The organism is Marinobacter sp. es.048, from assembly GCF_900188435.1.
Classification (GTDB): Bacteria; Pseudomonadota; Gammaproteobacteria; order Pseudomonadales; family Oleiphilaceae; genus Marinobacter.
The window spans coordinates 228,276-251,178 of sequence record NZ_FYFA01000001.1 but is presented as its reverse complement, the minus strand read 5'-3'; the positions used below and the strand labels follow the sequence as shown (position 1 = coordinate 251,178).

The window sequence follows — 22,903 nt, the reverse complement described above, 5'->3', positions numbered from 1 at the left end:
TAATATTGTGGTCTTTGGTAATAACTAAAAATGGAGGTTTGTGATGGGTCGGTTAGTCGCTGCAGGCGTGATTGTCTCTTTGACGTTACTGGCCCAGATTGCTCAGGGCCAAAGCAGTGGCCCGGCTCTGCTGGCAGAAGTTGTCGAGCGTGGCGAGCTGCAAGAGACTGTGCACCTTGATGGCGTCATCGAGGCGGTACAGCAGAGTACCGTTTCCGCTCAGACCAGCGGTACCGTTCAGAGCCTGCCCTATGATGTTGATGATTCCGTTTCTGCCGGCGACCTTATTGTCCAGCTGGAGGCCAGCGAACAGCGGTCCGGGCTGCGCCAGGCCGAGGCCGGTTTGGAGGAGGCTGAGGCGGCATTGGCGGATGCGAGTCAGCGATTTGAGCGTATTGAAGCGGTACACGATCGGGGCCTTGTGTCCCGGCAGGAATTCGACCAGGCCCGCAACAACCTGGCCGCTGCCCGGGCCAGGGTCGAGCGTGCCAGAGCTGCGGTTTCCGTGGCCGAGGAGCAACTTTCCTATACCCGTGTACTGGCACCTTACGGCGGCATTCTTACCGAACGCCATGTCGAAGTTGGGGAAGCCGTCAATCCCGGGCAGCCGCTGCTCAGTGGCTTATCCCTGGAGCAGCTTCGGGTTGTGGTCGACCTTCCCCAGAAATATGCCGAATTGGCCCGCTCGGAGCGTCAGGCTCAGGTCACCCTGGCCGATGGCCGGGTGCTGGAAACCGGTGAGATGACCTTCTACCCCTATGCAGATCCGCAAACTCACACTTTCCGACTGCGGATGCGGCTGAGTGAACCCAATGGCTCCCTGTTTCCCGGCATGCTGGTGAAAGTCAGTGTGCCGGTTGCCAGCCGCGAGGCCCTGTGGGTTCCGGCCAGCAGCCTGATTCAACGCAGCGAGCTCCGGGCGGTATTTGTGCTGGACGATCAGGATCAGCCCAGGTTGAGGCAGGTTCGCACCGGGGTCCGGGACGATGGCCGGCTGGAGATTCTCGCCGGCCTGAGCGAAGGCGAGCGGGTAGTTTCAAACCCGTCCCGGCTGGTGGGCAGCGAGCGCCTGAATCCGGTTGAAGAAACGGGCGAGGAGTCGAATCCGTGAGCCGTGATTTGCCGCCCGTTGGCCCGTCCGGCGTCATCGCCCGGGTTTTCCAGGACAACCACCTGACACCATTGCTGGCCATTCTGGCGATCATTCTGGGCGTACTGGCCGTAGTGGTCACGCCTAAAGAGGAAGAACCCCAGATTGATGTCACCATGGCCGATATCATGGTGGCGTTTCCCGGCGCCAGCACTCGGGAGGTGGAAAGCGCGATCGCTACGCCTGCCGAACAGGTGATGAGCGAGATCAAGGGCGTGGAACACGTCTATTCTGTGTCCCGCCAGGGCCAGGCGGTGATCACGGTACAGTTCGAGGTGGGCATTCCGCGACAGGAAGCCCTGGTCAGGCTCTACAACCAGGTGTATTCCAACCAGGACTGGTTGCCGGCCAACCTGGGCGCCACCCAGCCGGTGATCAAGCCCAAAGGTATCGATGATGTGCCGGTGATGACGCTCACCCTCTACGATCCGGTCAACGGGCATACGGGTGAGGAACTGACTCGCCTGGCGCACATGCTCGAAGTCGCCCTGAAACGGGTTCCCGGCACCCGGGATGTCTATACCACCGGCGGGATTCCGGATCGCGTCGATATCCGGTTCGATCCGGCGTTGCTGGCGGGGTTCAATCTCACCATCGACGATATCCGGAATGCCCTGGCCGCGGCCAACACCAGCAGCCAGGAGGCACGGATTACCCGGGACAACCTGTCGATACCGGTCCAGGCCGGAACGCTGCTGGAAACCGTGGAGGATGTCCGGCGCCTGGTCGTGGGCATGCACAATGGTGCCGCGGTGTACCTGGAAGACGTGGCGGAGGTCAGCCGGGGTGGCACCGTGGTGGACCAGAGTGTGATGACCGGTTTCGGACCGGCCCATGAGGACGGCGAGGCCGGCCAGCCCGGTGAGGTTTACCCGGCGGTTACCCTGGCCATCGCCAAGAAGCCGGGCGAGAACGCCATCAATATCACCACGGCCATTGAAGAGCGCCTGAACCAGCTGCGCAATCGGGCCTTACCGGAATCCGTGAAAGTGCTGGTGACCCGGGACTATGGCGTAACCGCCTCCCAGAAAGCCCGCAAACTGATCACCGATTTGATCTCCGCCACCTTGTGCGTCGTGCTGCTGGTGCTGGCGGCCATGGGCTGGCGCCAGGCCCTGATCGTCGGAATTGCGGTTCTGATCACCCTGCTGCTGACCCTGGTATTCTCCTGGGCCTGGGGCTTCACCCTGAACCGGGTGTCCCTGTTCGCGCTGATTTTCTCCATCGGCATCCTGGTGGATGACGGCATCGTGATCACAGAGAACATCAATCGCCGGATCCAGAACTCCCGTCGGGCGGTGAAGGACATCATCCCGGTGGCCGTGGATGAGGTGGGCACGCCCACCATCATGGCCAGCCTCACCATTATGGCGGCGCTGATTCCGATGGCGTTTGTCAGTGGCCTGATGGGCCCCTACATGAGCCCGATTCCGATCAATGCCTCCGCGGGTATGGTGCTGTCCCAGATTGTCGCCTTCGTGGTGGCACCCTGGCTGGCCTTCAGGCTTCTCAAACACAAGAAGGGGGCACAGGCCACCGAAGCCGAGGAGGCGTCCAGCTCCGCGGATGGCGCCAGCCCGGTATCCCTGCGAATTTTCCGGACCGTGCTCGGGCCATTTCTGGGCGATCATCCCTGGCGGCGCCGTTTGCTGGCGTTGGGGGTGGTGGGTCTGACACTCGCGGCTTCGTCATTGCCGGTGTTCCAGGCGGTGATCCTGAAGATGCTGCCGTTCGACAACAAGTCGGAACTGCAGGTTGTGGTCGATATGCCCGAGCGTACTCCGATGGAACAGACCCAGCGGGTGTTGTTGGATATGGGCAGCTACCTGGAAGCGGTGGATGAAGTGGCCAACTGGCAAACCTACGCTGGCACCGCCTCACCAATCAATTTCAACGGCCTGGTGCGGCAGTATTACCTGCGTGGCGATCCCTACCACGGGGATATCCAGATCAATCTGATGGATGAGGAGAGTCGGGACCGGTCGTCCCATGCAATTGCCCAATCCCTCCGGGACCCACTGACCGAGATCGGTGACCGGTACGGAGCCAGCGTGAAGATTGTCGAGGTGCCGCCCGGACCGCCGGTACTTTCACCCGTAGTGGCGGAAATCTATGCGGTGGATGAAACCCGCCGGGCAGCGCTTGCCCGGCAAGTAGCCGAGGGCATGACCAGAGTCGATGGCCTGGTGGATATCGACACCACCCTCGAGGCACCCACGCGGCAGTGGGAAGTGGTGGTGGACAGGGATCGTGCGGCACGGCTTGGCGTTTCCCAGGCCCAGGTCGTCGGTGCACTGCAGACGGCCCTCGGCGGAACCGGTGTCAGTTTCCTGCACGATGATCATGCCAAATACCCGGTTCCGATCCGGGTGATTCTGGGCGAAGGCGACAAGGCTCAGCCGGCGGTGCTGTTATCGCTGAAGGTGCGCAGCCGCACTGGCACACTGGTCCCGTTGGCAAGCATTGCGGACGTTCGCGAAGCTGACTGGATGGGCGCGATCTACCACAAGAATCTGCTACCGGTGACTTACGTGACGGCAGATATGGCGGGAGAGATCGATTCGCCGCTGTACGGCATGTTTGCCATGGTGGAACGGTTGAACCGGCAAGAGGGTGCACCGGAGCAGTATTTCATTGATCAGCCCCCGTTACCGGAAAAAGGCACCCTGAAATGGGACGGTGAGTGGCAGATCACCTATGAAACCTTCCGGGATATGGGGATGGCCTATAGCGTGGGGGTATTCATGATTTTCGTGCTGCTGGTGGCCCAGTTCCGGTCGTACATTCTGCCCCTGGTGATCATGGCGCCGATCCCTCTGACCCTGATCGGCATCATGCCCGGACATGCTCTTTTGGGGCGAGAATTTACTGCCACCAGCATGATCGGCATGATTGCCCTGGCGGGCATCATCGTGCGCAATTCCATTCTGCTGGTGGTGTTTATCCGGCAACTGATCGAGGAGGGAGTGGAGCTGGACGAAGCGGTCGTTCTGGCCGGTGCGGTTCGCATCAAGCCCATTGCCCTGACGGCCATTTCGGCGATGGTGGGTGCTTACTTCATCCTGAACGATCCGATCTTTAACGGCCTGGCCATATCGCTGGTGTTTGGCCTGGCCATGTCTACTCTGCTGACCGTTCTGGTGGTACCTCTGTTGTACTACACGCTGGCGCGTTGCAAGTGGGTGTGAGCGCAGGAGATTACGCCTGGCAGTTAGCCAGGGTGCTGTCGGAACTGATGATCCGGTTACGTCCCGAATCCTTGGCGTGATAGAGGTACTGGTCGGCCCGGCCGATCAGGCTGCGCAGATCGGCGCCGTCCGGCCCAAACTGTGCGACTCCGCCGCTGATGGTGAGCCGGATGGCTTGGTCCTGATACGGGACGGGGTTTGCTTCAATGGCATGCCTGATCTTGTCGGCGACCCTGTGTGCCTGGTCTGCAGTGGTGTTGGTAAGCAGCAACGCGAACTCCTCGCCACCCAGTCGGGTGGCCAGATCGGTCGCTCTCAGGGAAGCCCGCAGAGTGCTGGCCACATGCCTGAGCGCAAGATCGCCGGCCTCATGGCCGTGCTGATCATTGACCTGTTTGAAGTGGTCGAGGTCCAGCACCAGCATGGAAAGCGGAGTTCCATTGCGGAGGCTGCGTTTGCGCTCCTGTTCGAACACGTCGCTCAGGCGCGCCCGGTTGGCAAGGCCGGTAAGGGCATCGGTCTGGGCCATTTTCAACAGACGGGATTCGGACTGTTCGCGGGTGATCTCATAAATGTGCGAGAACGCGAGAATGGTCAGTGACATCAGCCCCATATTGGCAATCGGCAGGGGCTGCATCATGTCCGGCGCATCGTTATATTTGAAAAAGAAAATCACGGCTGCCGTGCCCATGAACATGGCAGATACCAGCAGGCCCAGGCGCCGGCCCATCAGGAGGTGGGAAAGGATGGGAATCAACAGTACCCAGGCGAAGACTGTGGTGGTTGCCCGGGGTGATGTGAGTGCGAACATCATGGTGATGCAGAAAGGCAGAATAAAGGCGAGAATCCAGCGTTCCAGATGTCGTGTGTTACCAACCGCCCAGAGAATGAAAAACGAGTAGCACGCCATGCCAAGCTCGGCAAAGGCCAGGGGATAGTTCTGTCGCTGGACATTGAGAGTAAAAAACAGCAGGCCGCTGATGGCGGTAAAAATCAGCAGCGTCTTCAGTACCGCTTTGCGGTAAGGACGGGCGAGGTGCTTCTGTGATTCCCTATAGCTTTCCATGGGTCTGGTCTGGGCATCCGGAGCGCTGAAGCGGTATGTACAAAGAAAATGCACATGCTGCAAGTCCTCGGTATTAGATCAGAATTAATGCGGAGTAGCTGTCGATGTTCGACTAAAGTCTAGCGAGTTGGCCAGTATCGCTGCATTTCCACGAACAGGAAGGAGGCACTCCAGGTGATCAGAACCAGCCCGGAAAGTGCTTCTATGCCGGTGAGGAAACGCAGGACTCCAAAGGGTTCGACATCCCCGTAGCCGACGGTAGTAAACGTGGTGAAGGAAAAGTAGACACAATCGAGCATGCTTCCGCTGAAATTGCCGCCAAGTTCGCCCCAGCCCTCGGCATGGTGCATAAGGTAAAAAGCACCGGCAAAGATCCAGACTTGCAGGGTGTGGGCTGCGAGAACGCCGAACACGGCAGAAACCAGCCGGAAGCGATGACTCTGCCTCATTTTCGACAGAAGTCCGCTCAAATTAATGAGCACTTCGTGGTGGATCAGTACCACGATGGCAACGATCAACCCATTAATCAGCGTTGCGTTGAAGAGATTGACATGATTTTCTACTGCCAAGATGGATGCTCTCCGGTGCCATGAATGGAGGATGCGCCGCGTAAAATTGACGCAGGACCCAAGCTTCTCCGATCCGAAAACGAGTCCCCATTGTATAGTAGTCTGAACCTAACAGCCCAAAGGGCTTTTTTTACCTTAGCTGGCCAGCACGTAATGTCCAAACGACTCATTCCCGTATTGATTCTCGCCGTCGGTATCGCCGGTTTCATGATTCTCAAGATGACCCGCCCGGAGCCTGCAGAAGTCAGTGCCACCGAGCGTAGTTGGCGCGTCCAGGTTCAGCAGATTGAGCCGGGCACCCACACGCCGGTTTTGCCCCTTTACGGAGAGGTTCTTGCGCCTGAGCAACTGACGGTGACGGCTACCCTGGCCGGCCGTATCGGTGCCCGGCCGGTGACGGAGGGACAGCGTGTGAGTGAAGGCGAGCTTCTGGTGGCCCTGGATGATGCCGATATCCAGCCTGCCCTGGCCCAGGCCGAGGCTCAGGTAAACGACCTGGAAGCCCAGATCCGGTCGGAGCAGGTGCGTTACCGGAACGACCAGACCGCGCTGGCCAGCGAGCAGGCGATTCTCGAGAATGCCCGCCGACAGCTGGAGCGCACCCGATCACTGGTTAGCCGCAACCTGGCCTCCCGCGAGGCGCTGGAGGCGGCTACCGATGCCGCTGCCCGGGCAGAGCTGACAGTGAATACCCGGCAGCGCGCGATTGAAGAGCACCCGGCTCGAGTGCAGAGCCTGCAGGCCAGGCTCGCCCAGGCAGAGGCAAACCTGCTTAGCACACGACGGGATGCCGAACGGGCCCGAATGCTAGCGCCCTTTGATGGTATCGTCACCGACATCCGGGTCGCGGAGGGTGACCAGGTTAGCCGCAATGAACCGCTGCTCTCACTCTATCCCGTGGATGGTCTTGAACTCAGGGCCCGAGTTCCGGAGATGTTTCGTGCCGAACTTCTGAATGCATTGGCGCGCGGTGAAACCCTGACGGCCACCAGCGAAGGTGATCAGCATCGGTTCCGGCTCACCCGTTTCGCCGGCACCAGCGCCCCATCCGGTACCGAAGCCATTCTTGAGCTGGAAGGTGAGGCCCGGGGGATACGACCGGGTGGCCTGATGCCCGTTATTCTGGAGCGGGCGGCACGCGGCAATACCGCGTCGATTCCGTTCAGTGCCCTCTACGGTGCCGACAGCGTTTACCTTTTGTCGTCTGACGGCCGCATGGAACGGGCCCGGATCGAGCGTATTGGCGAAGCCCGGGGCAGCAACGGCGAGCGCCGTCTTCTGGTGTCTGGCGAAGCCCTGGTGTCTGGTGCGCAACTGATCACCACACATCTGCCTAATGCGATCACCGGCCTGAAGGTGGACGCCGCTGATTCCGGAGCAGCGGAGCAATGAGGCGGAAAAAGGGTGTCATCGGTTTTTTCGTTCATCATCGGGTAGCTGCCAATCTGGTGATGCTGGTCATGCTTCTTGGTGGCGTGCTGGCCCTGACCCGGATGAACATCCAATTCTTCCCCACCTTCGCCCTGGACGTGGTCAGTGTCCGTGTGGTCTGGAGCGGGGCGTCTGCCGAGGACGTCGAGCAAGGCATCACCAACCCGCTTGAGCAACGTCTGCGCAGCGTGGATGGTCTGAAGAAAATGACTTCCACATCGGCGCAGAGTGTCTCGTCCATCACCCTCGAGTTCGAGGAGGGCACCAATCCGATCCAGGCGCTGGATGACGTGCGCCAGCAGGTGGATGAATTCACCAACTTCCCGGCCGAGGCGGAAGAGCCCCAGGTAACCCGGATAGAGCGTTACGAGCCGGTGGCCCGTTTGCTGATGTTCGGTGATGTCGATCGAAGCGAGCTACGTCAGCTGGCCTACCGGTTCGAAGATGAACTGCTCCAGCGCGGCATAGACCGGGTGTCGATCCGCGGCTTGCCGGAGCAACAGATCAGTATTGATGTGCCGGTGGAGCGGCTGGAGACACTGGGGTTGTCTTTGGAGCAGATTGCCGAGCGCGTGGCCTCAATATCCCGGGACTTGCCTGCCGGCATGATGGCCCAGCAGGACGCCACCCGAGAACTACGGGCCGTGGAGCAGCGCCGAAGCCCACAGGAGTTTGAAAACATTCCGGTGCTCAGTGGTGAGCGGATACAGCTTAATCTGGGTGATGTGGCGATCATCCGACAGGAGGCCCGCGAGAGCCAGCTGACCCTCGAGAATGACGGTAAGCCGGCGGTTGAGCTGCAATTACAGCGATCTGAAAATGGCAATTCGCTGGAAGCGGCCAAGGTGCTGGAAAACTGGCTGGCGGATACTCGCCCGGTGCTCCCGCCGACGGTGGAACTGGAGGTATACGACGAGACCTGGCAACTGCTGGACGATCGTATTTCGTTGCTGGTGAAGAATGGTCTGGGCGGGCTGGTACTGGTGGTGTGCCTGCTTTATCTGTTTCTGCCGGGCCGGGTCGCCCTCTGGGTGGCTATCGGAATTCCGACAGCGTTTCTGGCGGCCATGGCGGTGCTCTGGCTGATCGGTGGTTCTATCAACATGATTTCCCTGTTTGCGCTGATCATGGCACTGGGGGTGATTGTCGACGATGCCATTGTGGTTGGCGAGGATGCCGATGCCCATGCCCGGATGGGGGAGGAATCCATTTATGCCTCGGAAGGTGCCGCCAAGCGCATGGTCTGGCCGGTACTGGCCTCGTCGCTGACCACCGTTGCCGCCTTTATGCCCCTGTTGGTGGTGGGCGGAGTCATCGGCAATATCCTGGGCGATATACCACTGGTGATGATCTGTGTTCTGGTCGCCTCACTGCTGGAATGTTTTATTGTTCTGCCAGCGCACCTGCGCCATGCCTTCGTGCCCCGCCGCAAGAAAAAATCGGAGCAGACGGAGCCGAAAAAACCGGGCCCGGTGGAACGTTTCCGGCAGGGCTTTGAACAGCGTTTTGACCGGTTCCGGGAAGGCCGGTTCCGGCGCTTCTCTCGTTACAGTCTGCAGCACCGGGGCGCCACGGTAGCCAGTGCGCTGGCCCTGGCTCTCATTACCGTTGGCCTTCTGGCCGGTGGTCGTCTCGGGTTCAACTTTTTCCCGACCCCGGAGCCCTCGGTGTTTTATGCCAACGCGAGCTTTGTCGCCGGGACCGATCGCGGCACCGTGGATAATTTTCTGACCCAGATGCAGCGGACGCTCAATGAGACTGAAGAGGCCCTCGGTGGCGACTTCATCCTTCACGCCGTAACCACCCGGGGCGCAACCCAGGGCGCCGAGGGCAGCTCCCGCAGTGGTGACGAGTTGGGTTCGATGATGATCGAACTTGTGCCTTCCGACCGTCGCTCGGTCCGCAATCCCGAATTCATTACCGAGTGGCGTAGTCGGCTCGAGACGCCCGCCGGGCTGGATAATCTGACGATTTCCGAACGCCAGGCCGGGCCTCCCGGCCGCGACGTCAACGTGCGGCTGACCGGTGAGAACGCCGAACGTCTCAAGCAGGCCGCCGACGAGCTGGGTCAGGCGCTGTCGACGCTGCCAGGAGTGCTTGATGTGGAAGACGACATGCCCTGGGGACGGGAGCAGCTGATTTACCAGGTCAGTGCCTATGGTGAGGCGCTGGGGCTGACCACCTCGGATCTCGGGCGCCAGCTCCGGGCAGCTTTTGATGGCCGTATTGCCCAGATCTACCAGGATGGCCGGGATGAAGTGGAAGTTCGAGTACAGCTGCCACAGGATCAACGGGAGCGCTTGTCGACGCTATCCCGAATCACGGTTCGAGTTCCGGACGGACGCTTCGTGCCCTTGACCCAGGTTATGAATCTGGATCACCGCCAGGGCTTCCAGGCCCTGCGACATGCTGAGGGTCGGTTGGCGGTGGAGGTTACCTCCGGACTGAACACCCGGGTCAGCACCACCGACCAGATTCTTACCAGCCTTGAGGCGGAGGCCCTCCCCGACATCGCCAGTCGCTATAACGTGCGTTACAGCTTCGAGGGCCGAGCGGCTGACCAAAGGGAAACCCTTGGTGACATGCAAACCGGACTGGTTATCGGTCTGGCGCTCATGTATGTGGTGCTGGCCTGGGTTTTTGCGTCCTGGAGCCTGCCGCTGATCGTCATGGCCATTATTCCCTTTGCTCTGGTGGGCGCGCTGCTGGGCCACTGGCTGATGGGGCTGCAGCTCACCATTCTCTCCCTGTTTGGTCTGTTCGGTCTGTCCGGGATTGTGGTCAATAACGCCATTATCCTCGTAGCTTTCTATAACCAGCAGCGGAAAAAAGGGTTGGACATCACCGACGCGCTCAACGAAGCCGCGGTGCAGCGGGTTCGGGCGGTGATGCTGACGTCTTTGACGACCATCGGCGGTCTGCTGCCCCTGTTGTTCGAGACGTCACTGCAGGCCCAGTTCCTGATTCCCATGGCTACCTCGATCGCGTTTGGTCTGGGGCTTTCGACTCTGCTGGTGTTGCTGGTGGTCCCGGCGTTGCTGTCCTGGCTGGAGCATTTCCGGGAGTGGCGTGCACAGCGACATGGTTCCCACGCAGAGCCGATCGGCGCATCTGAGTGACAGGGTTGTTCCGGTTGTCCGGGGCAAATACCCTGCCTCAAGCAATCAGGCAGGAAAACTATGGTGGATTCTTTGCTTCTGGCCCGAGGCCTGAACAAGCAGTTTCGCAGTGGCGGTGAACCGGTGCCGGTGTTCACCGATCTCTCGTTGCAACTGGAGGCGGGGGAATCGCTGGCGCTGACAGGCCGCTCGGGTTCCGGCAAAAGCACCCTGCTGAACATCCTGTGTGGGCTGGAAAAACCGGATGCAGGCGTGGTCCAGGTGCTTGGCGAGACGTTCGATACCCGGTCAACGGAAGCCGGGAGCAAGGCTGAAGGGCGCTGGGGTGATCTGCGCCGACAGCAGATCGGTGTGGTTTTCCAGGAAGCCAATCTGATGCCGGCGCTGTCACTGCTGGATAATGTCCGTTTTCGGGCCTGGCTTGCCGGTCAACCCGCGGATGGGTGCCAGGACTGGCTCGAGCGACTGGGCATCGGCGAACTTGCGGACCGCTTTCCGGATCAGGTGTCCGGCGGACAGCGCCAGCGTGCCGCCCTCGCCATGGTCTTTGCCATGAAGCCAGCCCTGATTCTTGCCGACGAACCAACTGGCAGTCTTGACCGGCATACCGCCGAGGCGGTGATCGGGCAGCTTTTCGAGTTGCAGGCCCATCACGGTTGCGGTCTGATTCTCGCCACCCACGATCCCGAACTGGCCAGCCGCTGCAGCCAGCACCTGGATCTTGGCCATCTGCCGGAAACCTGAACCTGCGATGACTCTTCTGGCCGCCCTGTTCAGCCACTACCGTCGGCACCCTCTCCAGCTGCTGGCCCTGGCCGCCATGATTGTGCTGGCCACCATGCTCTGGACCGGTGTCCACCACCTCACCAGCCAGGCCCGGGCCAGTCTTGACCAGAGCGAGTCGGCGGTGGCTGAGCGCCAGCAGTTGACTCGCACAGATGGCAACGCCGTAACTGTGGACGACTTCGTCGAGCTGCGTCGAGCGGGACTGTGTGTTATGCCCTGGCTGGAGGTTTCCTCCCCGGAAGGCGGGCGACTAGTGGGTGTCGACCCTCTGGCTGCGGGCTGCTTCCAGGCACCTGGAGGGCAAGAGGCGCCCTGGGGTGGTGAGCTGGATGGCCGCCCTTTTGTGGATATTCTCGAAGCGTCTGAACTGGCCCGTGAGCAGGGCAGCGAGCTGTCGTTGCTGGTATCCGATGACCACAACAAGGGCGATCTCCCACCCGGTTATCAGCTAGTGCCGTTCAGCGTTGGCCCGGATACCGGTGAGCTGGGTGACAGTTTCCTGCTGAATCTGGATGCCCTGGGGGTCCTGGTTCTCCTCATTACCGCTTTGCTGGTACGAAGTGTTTACCTGCTCGGCCTGGCCCAACGTCGCGACAGCTTTGCCCTGTTGCATCGGTTTGGCGTTCCTCAAGGCAGGGTGAACCGCCTGCTGGTTGTCGAGATCCTCTTGCTGGCTGCGGTTTGTGTAGTGCCCGGAATCTGGCTTGGCCGCTGGCTGGCCGCTGGTCTGGGCAGCGGCTTTGGGCAGGCGCTCGAGGGGCTGTTCGATCAGCCGTTGTACGCAGGCCAAGGCGGAGGCTGGCTGCTGCCCCTTGTCACCATGATGGCCGTGGTCCTGGTGGCTTGTCTGTCGGATTTCCTCCGGCCAATGGCCTGGGGGCTTTTGGGAGGCAAGCGCCGATACGGCGGCCTGGTGTTGTTGGTGCTGATCGCAGGCCTCGTCTTGTCGGCTTGGGTCACGGATCTGCTCTGGCTTTTCATTGCCGTGGCCATGGTATTCGTGGCTGCCGGTATTCTCGCGCCCAGATTGATTGCCTCGCTCGCAGACTGGCGGTCCTGCCACGACAGGGATCCGCAGGCACGTTGGCGCCATCGGGAGCTTGCAGTGCTGGCTCGTCGCCTGGCGCTGCCATTGGTAGCCCTGCAGTTCGCCATGGCGATGGTCTTGGCGGTGCAGGCACTGGTGACGACCTTTGAGAGCACCTTTGACCGATGGCTGGCGCAGAGACTGGAAGCGGACTATTACGTCGAAGTCCCGGAATCAGCAGATGCGGCCCTGGCACTCGACTGGCTCGCTGAACAGCCAGAGCTCTCTGCTTCCGGGCTGTGGCACCGGGTCATTCGCGGTCGGGCAACTCTGCCGGACGGCGAGGATGAGGGAGATACCAGGGTAGACGTCTTTGCCATCGGTCCCGTTGGCTCACTGGTGACCGGTTGGGAGTTGTTTGAGTCAGCGCCGCAGCCCTGGCAGAGCCTGCAACAGGGCCAGGGCGTGATGGTAAATGAACAGCTGGCGCGCCGGGAGGATTTAAAGGTCGGCCAGACCCTGAAGGTAACTTTCGGTAGTCAGTCGTTCGACTTTTCGGTACTGGCCATTTATCCGGACTACGGCCGTCCCGCCGGCGAGATCCTGATTCATCCGTCGGTTCTTCCTGCGGAGTTCGAAACCGGCTTCCAGAGCCTGTCAGTTTCACCGCGCAATCTCTCCATTGAGGTAGTGACCGACGGATTAAAACGGGTATGGCAGGTCGAGGAGTTGACGGTCCGGGACAACCGGGCGATTGAAGAGCTCGCTTCTGCCATTTTCGACCAGACCTTTCTGTTGACCCGGGCCATGACCACCCTGACCCTGATACTGGCGGCCATCGCCCTGCTGATGATGGGCTGGGTGTTTTTCTCGACCCGTGCCTGGTATTTCCGGCTGCTTGTGGTGTGGGGGCTGTCACGAAGGCAAGCTTCCGCCCAACTGATCCGCTTGTCAGTGTCGCTGACCGGCGCCATTGCCCTGCTGGCCTTGCCGCTTGGTGTCTGGCTGACCTGGGTACTGGTGCATCGGATCAATCCCATCGCGTTCGGCTGGTCACTGCCCATGGCCATCTATCCGAGGTTCTGGCTGGAGCTTGGTTTGCTCAGCGTGCTAATCGGCCTCAGCATCGCCTTACTGATGAGCCGCCAGTTGAAATCGCCGTCGGTCGCGCCCGCAAACGCCAATGCCCTGGCAGGAGGTGAGCGATGAGGCGCTGGATCTTCATCTGGTTCGCCGTGGTTCTGGCCGGCTGTTCGGAGCCACAGCAAGAGTCAGGGTTTGCCGGACTGGCCGGCATCGCGAATAACGAATCCCATGTGCCCTTTCTGCAGCCCAGGCCGGGAGACAGGCTGACATTCCCCGAGGATTATGGCCCGCACCCGCAGCACCGGATCGAATGGTGGTACCTGACGGCCAATCTGAAGACGGCAGATGGCAAACCCGTTGGCCTGCAGTGGACCCAGTTCCGCCAGGCAATCAAGCCGAGGTTGGCAGACGCTGAGCCTCCGGACGCAAACAACTGGCCCCTGGAGGCAGCCTGGATGGCCCACGCCGCAGTAAGCTTTGATACCCGGCACTACTTTGCAGAGAAGCTGGCGCGGGGCGACGTCGGCCATGCCGGTGCCCGGGCTGAGCCGATCGCCGTTTGGCTGGATGACTGGCAGCTTGAAGCTGCTTCCGGAAAGGATTCATGGCGGTTGCAGGTCTCGGCAGATGGCTGGTCCTATGATTTGACCCTGAGTATAAATGGCAAGCCGGTTGCCCACGGTGACAATGGTTTCAGCGCCAAGTCCGCCGATGGCGAGGGTTCCATGTATTTCAGTCTGGTGGATCTCCAGATAGAGGGCACGGTCACAATGGGCGATCAGACGTTGGAGGTAAAGGGAAAGGGCTGGTTCGACCGGGAGTGGAGCAGCCAGTTTCTCAAATCGGGCCAGCAGGGCTGGGACTGGTTTGCGCTGCACCTGGACTCGGGCGACAAACTGATGGCTTTCCAGCTACGGGAGGAATACGGTGGTTTTCGTTCCGGAACCTGGATTCCGGCTGATGGCGAGCCGATAGCCCTTGGCGCCGATCAGCTCAGCCTGGAGCCATTAACCGACAGCGACGGTTATCCCCGTGCATGGCAACTGTCGGTGCCAGACTTCGGGGTGAATCTGGAGGTAGTCGCTCCGGCGGGGGATTACCGGAATACCGGGCTTTACCCATATTGGGAAAGCCCGGTGTCGGTATCCGGCAGCCACGACGGGGTCGGCTACATGGAGCTGACCGGATACGGCGAGTGAACTGCACCGTAAACCGGTGTCATTCGACGGCGGTTGCGCCAATCCGGTGGATGCTCAGATCCGCTCCGTTGAACTCTTCCTCTTCGGTCAGGCGCAGGCCGGAAATCGCGTTGATAACGCCGTACACAATCAGGCCGCCAACAAAAGCCACCACAACGCCGGCAATCGAGCCGATGATCTGTGACATCAGGCTGACGCCGCCAAGGCCACCCAGCGCCTGCTGACCGAAGATACCGCAGGCAATCGCGCCGCAGACACCACAGACACCGTGCAGGGGCCAGACACCCAGGACATCGTCCAGTCGTTCAATCTTGGCCTGGGCCCACTCGAACAGGTAAACGAAGATGGCACCGGCCACACCGCCAGTCACCAGAGCGCCCACCGGATGCATCAGGTCTGAGCCGGCACACACGGCCACGAGGCCTGCCAGTGGACCATTGTGGATAAAGCCCGGGTCCTTGCGGCCCAGCAGCATGGAGACCAGGATACCACCCACCATCGCCATCAGGCTGTTGACGGCCACCAAGCCGCTGATGCCGTCAAGGGTCTGGGCCGACATCACGTTGAAACCGAACCAACCAACGGTCAGTATCCAGGCGCCGAGAGCGAGGAATGGAATGTTGGAGGGGGCAAAGGCAACGACTTTGCCGTTGCGATAGCGCCCGTTTCGGGCACCCAGAACAAGAACGGCCGCCAGGGCGATCCAGCCACCCACGGCATGCACCACAACAGAGCCTGCAAAGTCGTGGAAGGATGCACCAAACTGGTTCTCGAGCCAGCCCTGGAAACCATAGTTGCCATTCCAGATAAGCCCCTCAAAGAAGGGATAGATAAAGGCGACAATCAGGCCCGAGGCAATCAGCATCGGATAGAACTTGGCGCGCTCGGCGATACCGCCGGACACGATGGCAGGAATGGCCGCGGCAAAAGTCATCAGGAAGAAAAACTTCACCAGATCATAGCCGTTGGCAGCGGTGAGCTCGGCGGCACCGCTCATGAAATGACTGCCGTAGGCGATGTAATAACCGATAAAGAAGTAGGCCACGGCGGAGATCCCGAAGTCGGTCATGATCTTGACCAGGGCGTTGACCTGGTTCTTGTGGCGAACGGTGCCCACTTCCAGGAAGGCAAAGCCGGCATGCATGGCCAGCACCATTATGGCGCCGATAAGGATGAACAGCGTGTTGGCGCTTTCAGTCAGGGTGTGTACTGCACTCGTGATGTCCACGGGTTTTCGCTCCTGATGTTGTGTTTCCGGCCTCTATCGGGCCGTTTACGTTGGCTTGTGCATTGTTGAGGTGCAGCTAAAGCAAGAGCTGTTCCAAAATAATGCATTTCAAGAGCTGAGAGGTGGTTGAGGGATCGCTAAGAGATATAAAAGGGATTTTTGGGTCTCAGGTCGCACTATAAAGGTGCGTTTTTAGGTGGGTCGCACCAAAATAGAATGCGTTTACCAGCTGATTTCGTTTGGTGTTGAGCTGTCGGATTCGGATTCGATCCCGAGGCTGGATTCGTCATCGTTCGATTCGGACTGGATCAGTTCCCGGAGGCGCACTTCCTGTTCCTGCATCGGGCCGGAGAGATCAATGATGATTTCCACTCGCCGGTTCTTTGCGCGATTCTCCGCCGAGGTGTTGGGCACTCTTGGCTCGGTATCCGCCAGACCGGTGACGGACAGACGGGTGGGTTCGACCTGGTCCCGGGCTACCAGGACGTTGGCAACGGCGGCTGAACGGGCGGCGGAGAGATCCCAGTTACTGTAAAAGCGGTCAGTCCGGATAGGGACGTTGTCGGTGTGTCCCTCAATAGTCAGGTCACCGGGGATGCCCTCAATGACCTCTGCCATGTCCAGCAACAGACCCTCAAACTCCCAGGTCAGCTGAGCGGAGCCGGAGGGGAAGGAGCCTTTTTCTTCCACCCGGATCACGATGCGCCGCTGATCCTGGCTCACGTTGATCCGACCATCGGCAATGGCAGGTTCCAGGACTTTCAGGATCTCGTCCATGGTTTCCTGCATCTCTTCCTCTACGGCAGCTTCAACGGCCATATCGGTGGGGCTTTTCAGGGTCTGGAGTTCCGGGTCTTCTTCCGTGGTGGTCTGTTTGACTTCGTTAACCACGGTGGGCTCAGGCGGTGCGGGCGAGAACTTGTCGAAGATGGGGCTGGTGCCCTTGGGAATTTCCAGGGCGGGCACGTCGCGCTGAACACCAAAAGCTTTGGAAAGCTCCCCGGCGATCTGCTTGAATTTCTGGGCGTCGATTTCCGAAAAGGACAGCAGCAAGACGAAGAAACACATCAGCAGGGACATGAGATCAGCGAAGGTAACAACCCACGCCGGAATCCCCGGTTTCTCCTCTTCTGGCAACTCGTCCATGGTTACGCGCCTTCTGCTTCGGCCACTTTTTCACGTTCCTTGGGTGGCAGATAGCTTGAAAGCATCTGCTCAATGATCCGGGGATTGGTGCCCTCCTGGATGGCGACCAGCGCATCAATGTACAGCGACTGCATGCGTGCTTCTTCGGTCATGCGCAGAGAGAGCTTGTCAGCAATGGGCGTGGCTATCATGGTGGCTATCATGGCGCCATAGAGCGTGGTCAGCAGGGCAACCGCCATGGCGGGACCGATGGATTTCGGGTCTTCCATGTTCGACAGCATCTGCACCAGGCCGATCAGGGTACCGATCATGCCCATGGCCGGCGCCACATCTGCCATGGCGGTGAAGACCTTGGCGCCGGACCGGTTGTGATCCAGAGTCATCAGGCGCTCTTTATTGAGAAGCTGCTTAATGGTGTTGGCGTCTTGCCCGTCTACGAGCATCTGAATGCCCTGGGCCAGAAACGGGCTGCTGATTTCCCTGTCTTCAAGGCCAAGAACGCCCTCTTTACGGGCCACGTTGGCGATATCTACGAGTTCTTCAATGCTGGCTTGAGTTTCTGGCAGTTTGAATTTGAACGCCCTGGCTGCGGCTTTGAAGGCTCCCAGAAACTGCGAAACGCTGAATTTGGCCAGCACGACGAACATGGTGCCGCCTACGACGATCAGCAGGGACGCAGGATTGATGAAAACGGCAGGTGAAACACCGAGAATAACGGCAGAGGCGATAAGTATAATAGCGCCAGCAAGACCAATGAGGGTGGCTAAATCCACTACAACTCCAGATTTGATTCAGGTGTTCCAGAAGCAGGGACGAGAGAATACCGTCAGTTCAGAAATTAATCAATTCGGGCGGTCTGCCGCTGTGGTTTCTTCCTGTTGCTCTTTCCAGGCAGCATAGCGGTGAAGATCAGACTCCACCAGCTTTAGACAGAGGGCGACCACCCCGGCGTCGTCCACGAAGCCGAATCCGAGGATCAGATCCGGAATCACGTCGAGGGGGTTCATGACGTATAGTAATGCCCCCGCCACCGCGGCGATGGTTTTCCAGGGTACGCTACGGTAATTGCCGTACCAGTAGTCGCGGATCATCGAAAACATCAGTTTGATGTCGGCACTGAAACGCGCCAGCTTGCCGCTGCCTTTTACTTTCTCTTCAATGCTGCGCTGGCGATCCAGCAGGGTTTCCAGGTCCTCCCGATGCACCTTTCTGGCCTCAGCGTCCAGCTGTTTTCGGGCGTTTTTCTGGTTGAACAGTGCCATCGATCGGGTTCCTCATATGCTTGATGCCAGAATGTCCATGATTACGCAGCCGTCCCTTCAATGCCAATGGCAAAGTGCTTATCGGTGCTTGTACTGGGTCGGACAATAGCCACGGCTCACCCCTTCGGGGCGCAACTGACGGTGTTTGGTGTTGCGTCCGGTTACCCGTTTGCGCCAGAGACGGAAGCTGCTGGGCTTGAGCTCGCGACGCATCAGGCGGATGACGTCTTTTTCCCTAAGACCATACAGGCCTTCTATGGCCTCGAAGGGAGTGCGGTCCTCCCACGCCATTTCGATGATGCGGGAAAGGTCTGCTGGGTCAAACTGCTCGGACATGGGGCTTCTCTACTCGCATCGGGTTTCCCCGGAATACGTCCGGACCGGCGGGCTGTCTCACCCCACACGATTTATTGATAGTGCTTGTGCAGCCGGGGCGGGATCTGGGCGAACTGTTTGTCCACCAATGTGCGCATAGCGTGGGAAATTGGCCGGGTATCCAGCCCCGGCTCGATCGCATTGAGCAGATAGGCAACAGCCTCTGCTGAGGCCAGATGATGCGAGCCCGGGGCTTTGCGGATGGCGTATGCCGAGGCCGGCGGACTGGCGAAATGGAAGCGGGGCAGAGCCGCCAGTGCCGGGTTCTGGTGAAGGATTCTGGCGGCCTTGCGCCAGGTCCCGTCCAGAATGATCCAGTGATGGAAGTGGCTGAGGTCTGCGGACTCGAGGGGTTCGCTGCCGGACCCCGGAAACAGCAGCGCTGAATTCCGGGGTAACGTGTCGGTATCGAAACCGGCCTCACGTAAATCCTCTGGCGTCTCGCCCGTGAACACTTCCAGGTTGCTAAGACACTGGGCCAGTATGCGGACCGTACCTTTGGGGTGGCCAGCTTCACTTGGATGCTGGAGCACTGACACCCTGGTGCGGTTAGGCATCGGGGCGCAGGCCTCGCACACACAGATATTGCGGTGCATGCCGCAATCGGCACAAATCGGTCTGGGCAACCCTGTTACCCCACGAAAATACGTTTCGCCAATCCGGCGCCGCGCCAGCCCTGAATGGCCAGGGTGCTGACCAGACCACCGATCATCGCACCCACCACCCCGCAGGTCAGGATGTCCTGGCCGGTGAGATACAGCCCGGGAATGTCGGTTTTCGGTTTCAGCCAATCCTGTTCGAAGCGCTCGGGGTTGTGGTCCAGGCCGTAGAGCTCGCCCCGGCCATAACGGCAGAACCAGGCGGTGGAGAGCGGCGTGGAGGTTTCCACGTAATCCACTTTTCCGCGCAGCTGAGGCAGTTTCTCGTACATCACTGCCAGCAACTGGTCGGTGATTTTCTGTTTCAGGGCCTCATAGTCGTCGCCCCGCTTGCCCCAGATGGTGTCCTGCCAGGGCTCGAACATCTCCCAGGTGGTCGGGGCAACGATCTCGATGGTGGAGGTGCCAGGCCAGCGGTTCTGGTAATCCGGATCCTTGGCTGCGGGAAAGGAGATATAGACGACCGGGAATTCGGTGTTGTCCGGATCATCCAGGAACTGTTGCACGTTGCCGTCATGATCGGCGCTGGGGTAGATCCAGAAATTGGTTCGAGGCAGCCCAAGTGCCTCCGGTGTGCCCTTCAGGCCAATATACAGTCCGATATGGGGCATGGAAGGAACGATATGTCTGCGTTTGCTTTTGTAGCCAACCTTTTCGGCAGCCTCGGCTGGCAGCAGTTTTTCGAAGGTGTTGATGACCCCGGCGTTGCTGATCACCAGCGGTGCCCGTATTTCCTCGCCATCGGCCATGCGCACGCCGGTTGCCTTGCCTTTCTCGACCAGGATGTCGGTGACGTCGGCGTAGGTAAACACCTCACCGCCGGGCTCCTGAATAACAGGAATAATGGTTTTGGCGATTTCCGACGCGCCGCCGACGGGGTAAAAGCCGCCGTAGAGGTAATGTTTGGCGATCAGTGCATGAACCATAAAGCTTGACTGCTTCGGTGTGACCCCGCAGTCGCCCCACTGGCCGGTGATGGCGCCGATCAGTTCCTGATTGTCGGTAAGCTCGCTCAGCACTTCCCAGGTAGTCTTGTTGAAACAGTCCGGCAGGGCGATATCCAGCCCTTTGTTGATGACCGGGCTCAGGATGCCGGGTGTGAGCTTGGAGAGTGTGTACCACTGCATGCCGTCTGCCACCTTGCCCAGAAGCTTGACGTACTGGTCGATGGCCTCCTGTTCATCGGGAAAGGCATCAAGCAGGGAGAGCCGCAGCCCTTCCTTGCCGGCGCGCAGATTCACGACCTTGTCGCCGAGGAAGAAGCGGTCGTAGTTCTCGTCCATGGGTGCCCATTCCAGCTTGCCGTCGGTGATGTACTCGAACAGCCTGCGGCCAAGGGTGTGGTGAGAGCCCATGTCGCCGATATAATGTACGCCTACGTCCCATTCGTAGCCGTTGCGGGCATAGCTGTGGGTATAGCCGCCGGCGGTGTAATGTTGCTCAAGTACGACGACTTTCCTGCCCGCCTTGGCGAGGCAGGCGGCGGTGGTCAGACCGCCGATGCCGGAGCCGATCACGATGGCGTCGTAGGGGCCTTTCAGGCGGTTGGCCCGGTATCGGGTGCCTATCCTGATCGTACTCGGTTTGAGTTTTTTGGAGGACGGAGTGCTCATAGCCTCGCTTGTTACCACCATGCTTTGCCCCACATTTCCGGATTGGCCCAGTTCTCCGGATTGTTCCAGGCCCGCTTGTGGTTGTAAGTATCCAGATTGTAGGTGTACAGGGTGAGTGCGCCGTTATCATTTTCCAGTTCGGCATGGCGACGGAAGCCGAGGCCGATGAAATCGGTAAAGGCCCAGCCCGGCGTCTCTCCCACCAGAACGGCAATCTGGTGGGTGCCGTAGTTTCGTAACTGGCCCAGCAGCAGGGCGCCTTCATCATGAGGCAGGTGCTCAAGGGTGCCGGTTATCAATGCCAGGTCTGCAACCCGGTCCAGGTGAAGCCTGGCATTGGGGTCGGTGGTGTCCAGGGTTCGAACATCGACGCCTTCCTGATGTTTCTGCCAGATTCGCGACATTTCGGTTGCGAGGCTGCCGCAGCTCAGCAGGGTTGCCGGTGAGCTGGAGTCGATGATGCGGGCCAGGGTTTCCCGTGCTGTGCCCGTGTTGCTGTTGTCCGTCATATCCGTCATGGCGATTCGCCTTTTGCTACAGGGGCCAGTCTGCCGCATCCACTGTGTGTAAGCCTACGGGCTGATCCGCATGTCCGCCCCAGCGGTCAATAAAGGTGCCGGTGGGATCGTACTGCTGCGTCTGTTTCTCGAGGTTGAATTGCCGCAGGCCTCTCGAGTCCGCCCCTACGCCAGCCAGATACTGCCAGTTGCCGTAGTTGCTCCCTACATCATAGTCGATCAACTGCTCCTCAAACCATGCCGCTCCATATCGCCAGTCCAGACCGAGTTCATTGATGAAGCAGCTTGCCACCAGTTGCCGGGCCCGGTTGCTCATGTATCCGGTTTCCCGCAGCTGATTCATAGCCGCATTCACGATCGGATACTCGGTGTTGCCCTGGCACCAGGCCTTGAAACGATGGCCGTAGAAGGTGCCATGCCGACGTTTACGCTGGACGCCGTCCCGGCGAAACAGGTTGGCGCCATGTTTCAGGGCGTACCAGTAGAAGTACTCGCGCCAGAGCAGTTCAAACCAGAGCCAGTAGGTGGATTCGTTTTTGGTCTCGCTGGCTTCGTATTCGGTGATGGTTTCTGCTACTTCCCGGACCGAGAGACAGCCGTTGGCCAGCCAGGGTGAGAACTTGGAGGAGGCATCCCAGGTGTCCAGGGCGTTCCGGGTTTCCTTGTAGCGGTCAATGCTGTGGTTGCCATAGAGGAATTCCTGCAGCCGCGCCAGGCCAGCCGCTTCACCGCCCATGAACTGCAATGGGTGCACGGGCTCCGGTATTGGCGGGCAATCGCCGCGATTGTCTTCCGGGAAGCCCGGCGGTGGGGGCAGGGCCGTAAGGGTGCGAATCCTTAACCGTTCGGAACAGCGTTCTCCGGTTTTCTCAACCTGCTTGCGGAACTGGGAAAAGGTGTCCGGCAATTCCTCGAGAGCCATCGGCAGGGAGCCCTCGGTAAACAGGCTCAGAGTCTCGAATTGCTGGAACAGGGTTTTCGGGAGTTTGTCCTTGATGGCCCGCCACTGGCCGGCCTCCTGGGTGCCGGGCAGCCGGGAGCGAACCACCCGTTCAATGTTGTGAGCGTGAGCAAGTTGAGGGATGGCGGTTTCCGGCTCACCAAAGGCAATGTGTAACCGCTGCCCCAGTGGTCGAAGGCTGCGCTCAAGCGCCATCAGGCTCTGCCACAGGAAGCGCCAGCCATGGTCTCCCATGGCCTTGCTCTGGAGGGCACCGGGTGCGAACCAGCGCGGATCTACCACATAGACGCAAAGCAGCATGTCGGACTTGGAGACCGCCAGCAGCGCGGTGTTGTCGTGCAGGCGAAGATCCCGCGTAAACCAGTAAAGCGTGCGCAACGTAAGAGCTCCTCTCTCGGTATAGGTCAGCTATGAGATGATACGAGCCAGTTCCGGAAAAGATTTCGGCGCCCATCTGGTTGCGCACTTCGTCTAGAATGAACGGACAGCCGGCACATCGTGGCGCAAAATCCAATACACA

Annotated in this window: 18 protein-coding genes; 7 read left to right on the top strand and 11 right to left on the bottom strand. The window is 59.8% G+C overall.

Translation table 11 applies throughout. The features are described 5' to 3' along the window. Positions 1 to 43 precede the first annotated feature (43 nt). Together CFT65_RS01205 and CFT65_RS01200 are read left to right on the top strand one after the other, a co-directional pair. Positions 44 to 1,111 (top strand): efflux RND transporter periplasmic adaptor subunit, encoded by a 1,068-nt coding sequence (locus CFT65_RS01205; RefSeq protein ID WP_088826234.1) that lies wholly within the window; start codon positions 44 to 46, stop codon positions 1,109 to 1,111. Beyond that, complete coding sequence (locus CFT65_RS01200; protein ID WP_088826233.1) at positions 1,108 to 4,338, top strand: efflux RND transporter permease subunit; 3,231 nt, start codon at positions 1,108 to 1,110, stop codon at positions 4,336 to 4,338. The genes CFT65_RS01205 and CFT65_RS01200 overlap by 4 nt, the downstream gene beginning before the upstream one ends. A gap of 10 nt (positions 4,339 to 4,348) precedes the next feature. On the opposite strand, the gene CFT65_RS01195 is transcribed toward CFT65_RS01200, so the two are convergent. Together CFT65_RS01195 and CFT65_RS01190 are read right to left on the bottom strand one after the other, a co-directional pair. Next, complete coding sequence (locus CFT65_RS01195) at positions 4,349 to 5,404, bottom strand: GGDEF domain-containing protein (RefSeq protein ID WP_088826232.1); 1,056 nt, start codon at positions 5,402 to 5,404, stop codon at positions 4,349 to 4,351. A 119-nt stretch (positions 5,405 to 5,523) separates the two neighbouring features. Continuing rightward, a complete protein-coding gene (locus CFT65_RS01190; RefSeq protein WP_088826231.1) occupies positions 5,524 to 5,973 on the bottom strand; it encodes a potassium channel family protein in 450 nt (149 codons plus the stop codon). Between the two features lie 153 nt (positions 5,974 to 6,126). Here CFT65_RS01190 and CFT65_RS01185 point away from each other — a divergent pair, with 153 nt between their 5' ends. The 5 genes from CFT65_RS01185 to CFT65_RS01165 are packed head-to-tail and all read left to right on the top strand — an operon-like array spanning position 6,127 to position 14,621. Further along, positions 6,127 to 7,365 (top strand): efflux RND transporter periplasmic adaptor subunit, encoded by a 1,239-nt coding sequence (locus tag CFT65_RS01185; protein ID WP_088826230.1) that lies wholly within the window; start codon positions 6,127 to 6,129, stop codon positions 7,363 to 7,365. After that, on the top strand, positions 7,362 to 10,523 hold the full coding sequence (locus tag CFT65_RS01180; protein ID WP_088826229.1) for an efflux RND transporter permease subunit: 3,162 nt from the start codon (positions 7,362 to 7,364) through the stop codon (positions 10,521 to 10,523). The genes CFT65_RS01185 and CFT65_RS01180 overlap by 4 nt, the downstream gene beginning before the upstream one ends. Positions 10,524 to 10,583: 60 nt before the next feature. Then, positions 10,584 to 11,267, top strand: a complete 684-nt coding sequence (locus CFT65_RS01175; RefSeq protein WP_088826228.1) for an ABC transporter ATP-binding protein — start codon at positions 10,584 to 10,586, stop codon at positions 11,265 to 11,267. A gap of 7 nt (positions 11,268 to 11,274) precedes the next feature. Continuing rightward, complete coding sequence (locus tag CFT65_RS01170) at positions 11,275 to 13,545, top strand: FtsX-like permease family protein (protein ID WP_088826227.1); 2,271 nt, start codon at positions 11,275 to 11,277, stop codon at positions 13,543 to 13,545. Then, positions 13,542 to 14,621: a lipocalin-like domain-containing protein gene (locus CFT65_RS01165; RefSeq protein WP_088826226.1), complete on the top strand. Its 1,080-nt coding sequence runs from the start codon at positions 13,542 to 13,544 to the stop codon at positions 14,619 to 14,621. The genes CFT65_RS01170 and CFT65_RS01165 overlap by 4 nt, the downstream gene beginning before the upstream one ends. Positions 14,622 to 14,640: 19 nt before the next feature. Here CFT65_RS01165 and CFT65_RS01160 read toward each other — a convergent pair whose 3' ends face one another. From CFT65_RS01160 to CFT65_RS01120, 9 genes are all read right to left on the bottom strand, one after another. Continuing rightward, the gene (locus tag CFT65_RS01160; RefSeq protein ID WP_088826225.1) at positions 14,641 to 15,849 is read right to left on the bottom strand and encodes an ammonium transporter; all 1,209 of its coding nucleotides are present in this window, start codon (positions 15,847 to 15,849) and stop codon (positions 14,641 to 14,643) included. A gap of 222 nt (positions 15,850 to 16,071) precedes the next feature. Beyond that, the gene (locus CFT65_RS01155) at positions 16,072 to 16,995 is read right to left on the bottom strand and encodes a flagellar motor protein MotB (protein ID WP_088826224.1); all 924 of its coding nucleotides are present in this window, start codon (positions 16,993 to 16,995) and stop codon (positions 16,072 to 16,074) included. 2 nt (positions 16,996 to 16,997) lie between these two features. Continuing rightward, complete coding sequence (pomA, locus tag CFT65_RS01150) at positions 16,998 to 17,768, bottom strand: flagellar motor protein PomA (RefSeq protein WP_088826223.1); 771 nt, start codon at positions 17,766 to 17,768, stop codon at positions 16,998 to 17,000. A 69-nt stretch (positions 17,769 to 17,837) separates the two neighbouring features. Continuing rightward, on the bottom strand, positions 17,838 to 18,257 hold the full coding sequence (locus CFT65_RS01145; RefSeq protein WP_088826222.1) for a YkvA family protein: 420 nt from the start codon (positions 18,255 to 18,257) through the stop codon (positions 17,838 to 17,840). Between the two features lie 78 nt (positions 18,258 to 18,335). Next, positions 18,336 to 18,593, bottom strand: a complete 258-nt coding sequence (locus CFT65_RS01140; protein WP_088826221.1) for a TIGR03643 family protein — start codon at positions 18,591 to 18,593, stop codon at positions 18,336 to 18,338. A gap of 71 nt (positions 18,594 to 18,664) precedes the next feature. After that, positions 18,665 to 19,258 carry a tRNA-uridine aminocarboxypropyltransferase gene (locus CFT65_RS01135; RefSeq protein ID WP_228705756.1) on the bottom strand — a complete coding sequence of 198 codons (594 nt, stop codon included), beginning with the start codon at positions 19,256 to 19,258 and terminating at the stop codon, positions 18,665 to 18,667. A 5-nt stretch (positions 19,259 to 19,263) separates the two neighbouring features. Then, positions 19,264 to 20,904: a phytoene desaturase family protein gene (locus tag CFT65_RS01130; protein WP_228705755.1), complete on the bottom strand. Its 1,641-nt coding sequence runs from the start codon at positions 20,902 to 20,904 to the stop codon at positions 19,264 to 19,266. Between the two features lie 11 nt (positions 20,905 to 20,915). Then, on the bottom strand, positions 20,916 to 21,422 hold the full coding sequence (locus tag CFT65_RS01125) for a DUF6231 family protein (RefSeq protein ID WP_088826218.1): 507 nt from the start codon (positions 21,420 to 21,422) through the stop codon (positions 20,916 to 20,918). 16 nt (positions 21,423 to 21,438) lie between these two features. Then, positions 21,439 to 22,761 carry a DASH family cryptochrome gene (locus CFT65_RS01120; RefSeq protein WP_088826217.1) on the bottom strand — a complete coding sequence of 441 codons (1,323 nt, stop codon included), beginning with the start codon at positions 22,759 to 22,761 and terminating at the stop codon, positions 21,439 to 21,441. Positions 22,762 to 22,903 lie beyond the last annotated feature (142 nt).

What these genes read in the sequence shown, in the direction of transcription:
- CFT65_RS01205 (WP_088826234.1), top strand. Translation starts at nt 44, where the DNA reads ATGGGTCGGTTAGTCGCTGCAGGCGTGATTGTCTCTTTGACGTTACTG.
- CFT65_RS01195 (WP_088826232.1), bottom strand. Translation starts at nt 5,404, where the DNA reads ATGGAAAGCTATAGGGAATCACAGAAGCACCTCGCCCGTCCTTACCGC.
- CFT65_RS01185 (WP_088826230.1), top strand. Translation starts at nt 6,127, where the DNA reads ATGTCCAAACGACTCATTCCCGTATTGATTCTCGCCGTCGGTATCGCC.
- CFT65_RS01180 (WP_088826229.1), top strand. Translation starts at nt 7,362, where the DNA reads ATGAGGCGGAAAAAGGGTGTCATCGGTTTTTTCGTTCATCATCGGGTA.
- CFT65_RS01175 (WP_088826228.1), top strand. Translation starts at nt 10,584, where the DNA reads ATGGTGGATTCTTTGCTTCTGGCCCGAGGCCTGAACAAGCAGTTTCGC.
- CFT65_RS01170 (WP_088826227.1), top strand. Translation starts at nt 11,275, where the DNA reads ATGACTCTTCTGGCCGCCCTGTTCAGCCACTACCGTCGGCACCCTCTC.
- CFT65_RS01165 (WP_088826226.1), top strand. Translation starts at nt 13,542, where the DNA reads ATGAGGCGCTGGATCTTCATCTGGTTCGCCGTGGTTCTGGCCGGCTGT.
- CFT65_RS01155 (WP_088826224.1), bottom strand. Translation starts at nt 16,995, where the DNA reads ATGGACGAGTTGCCAGAAGAGGAGAAACCGGGGATTCCGGCGTGGGTT.
- CFT65_RS01145 (WP_088826222.1), bottom strand. Translation starts at nt 18,257, where the DNA reads ATGGCACTGTTCAACCAGAAAAACGCCCGAAAACAGCTGGACGCTGAG.
- CFT65_RS01140 (WP_088826221.1), bottom strand. Translation starts at nt 18,593, where the DNA reads ATGTCCGAGCAGTTTGACCCAGCAGACCTTTCCCGCATCATCGAAATG.
- CFT65_RS01130 (WP_228705755.1), bottom strand. Translation starts at nt 20,904, where the DNA reads ATGAGCACTCCGTCCTCCAAAAAACTCAAACCGAGTACGATCAGGATA.
- CFT65_RS01125 (WP_088826218.1), bottom strand. Translation starts at nt 21,422, where the DNA reads ATGACGGATATGACGGACAACAGCAACACGGGCACAGCACGGGAAACC.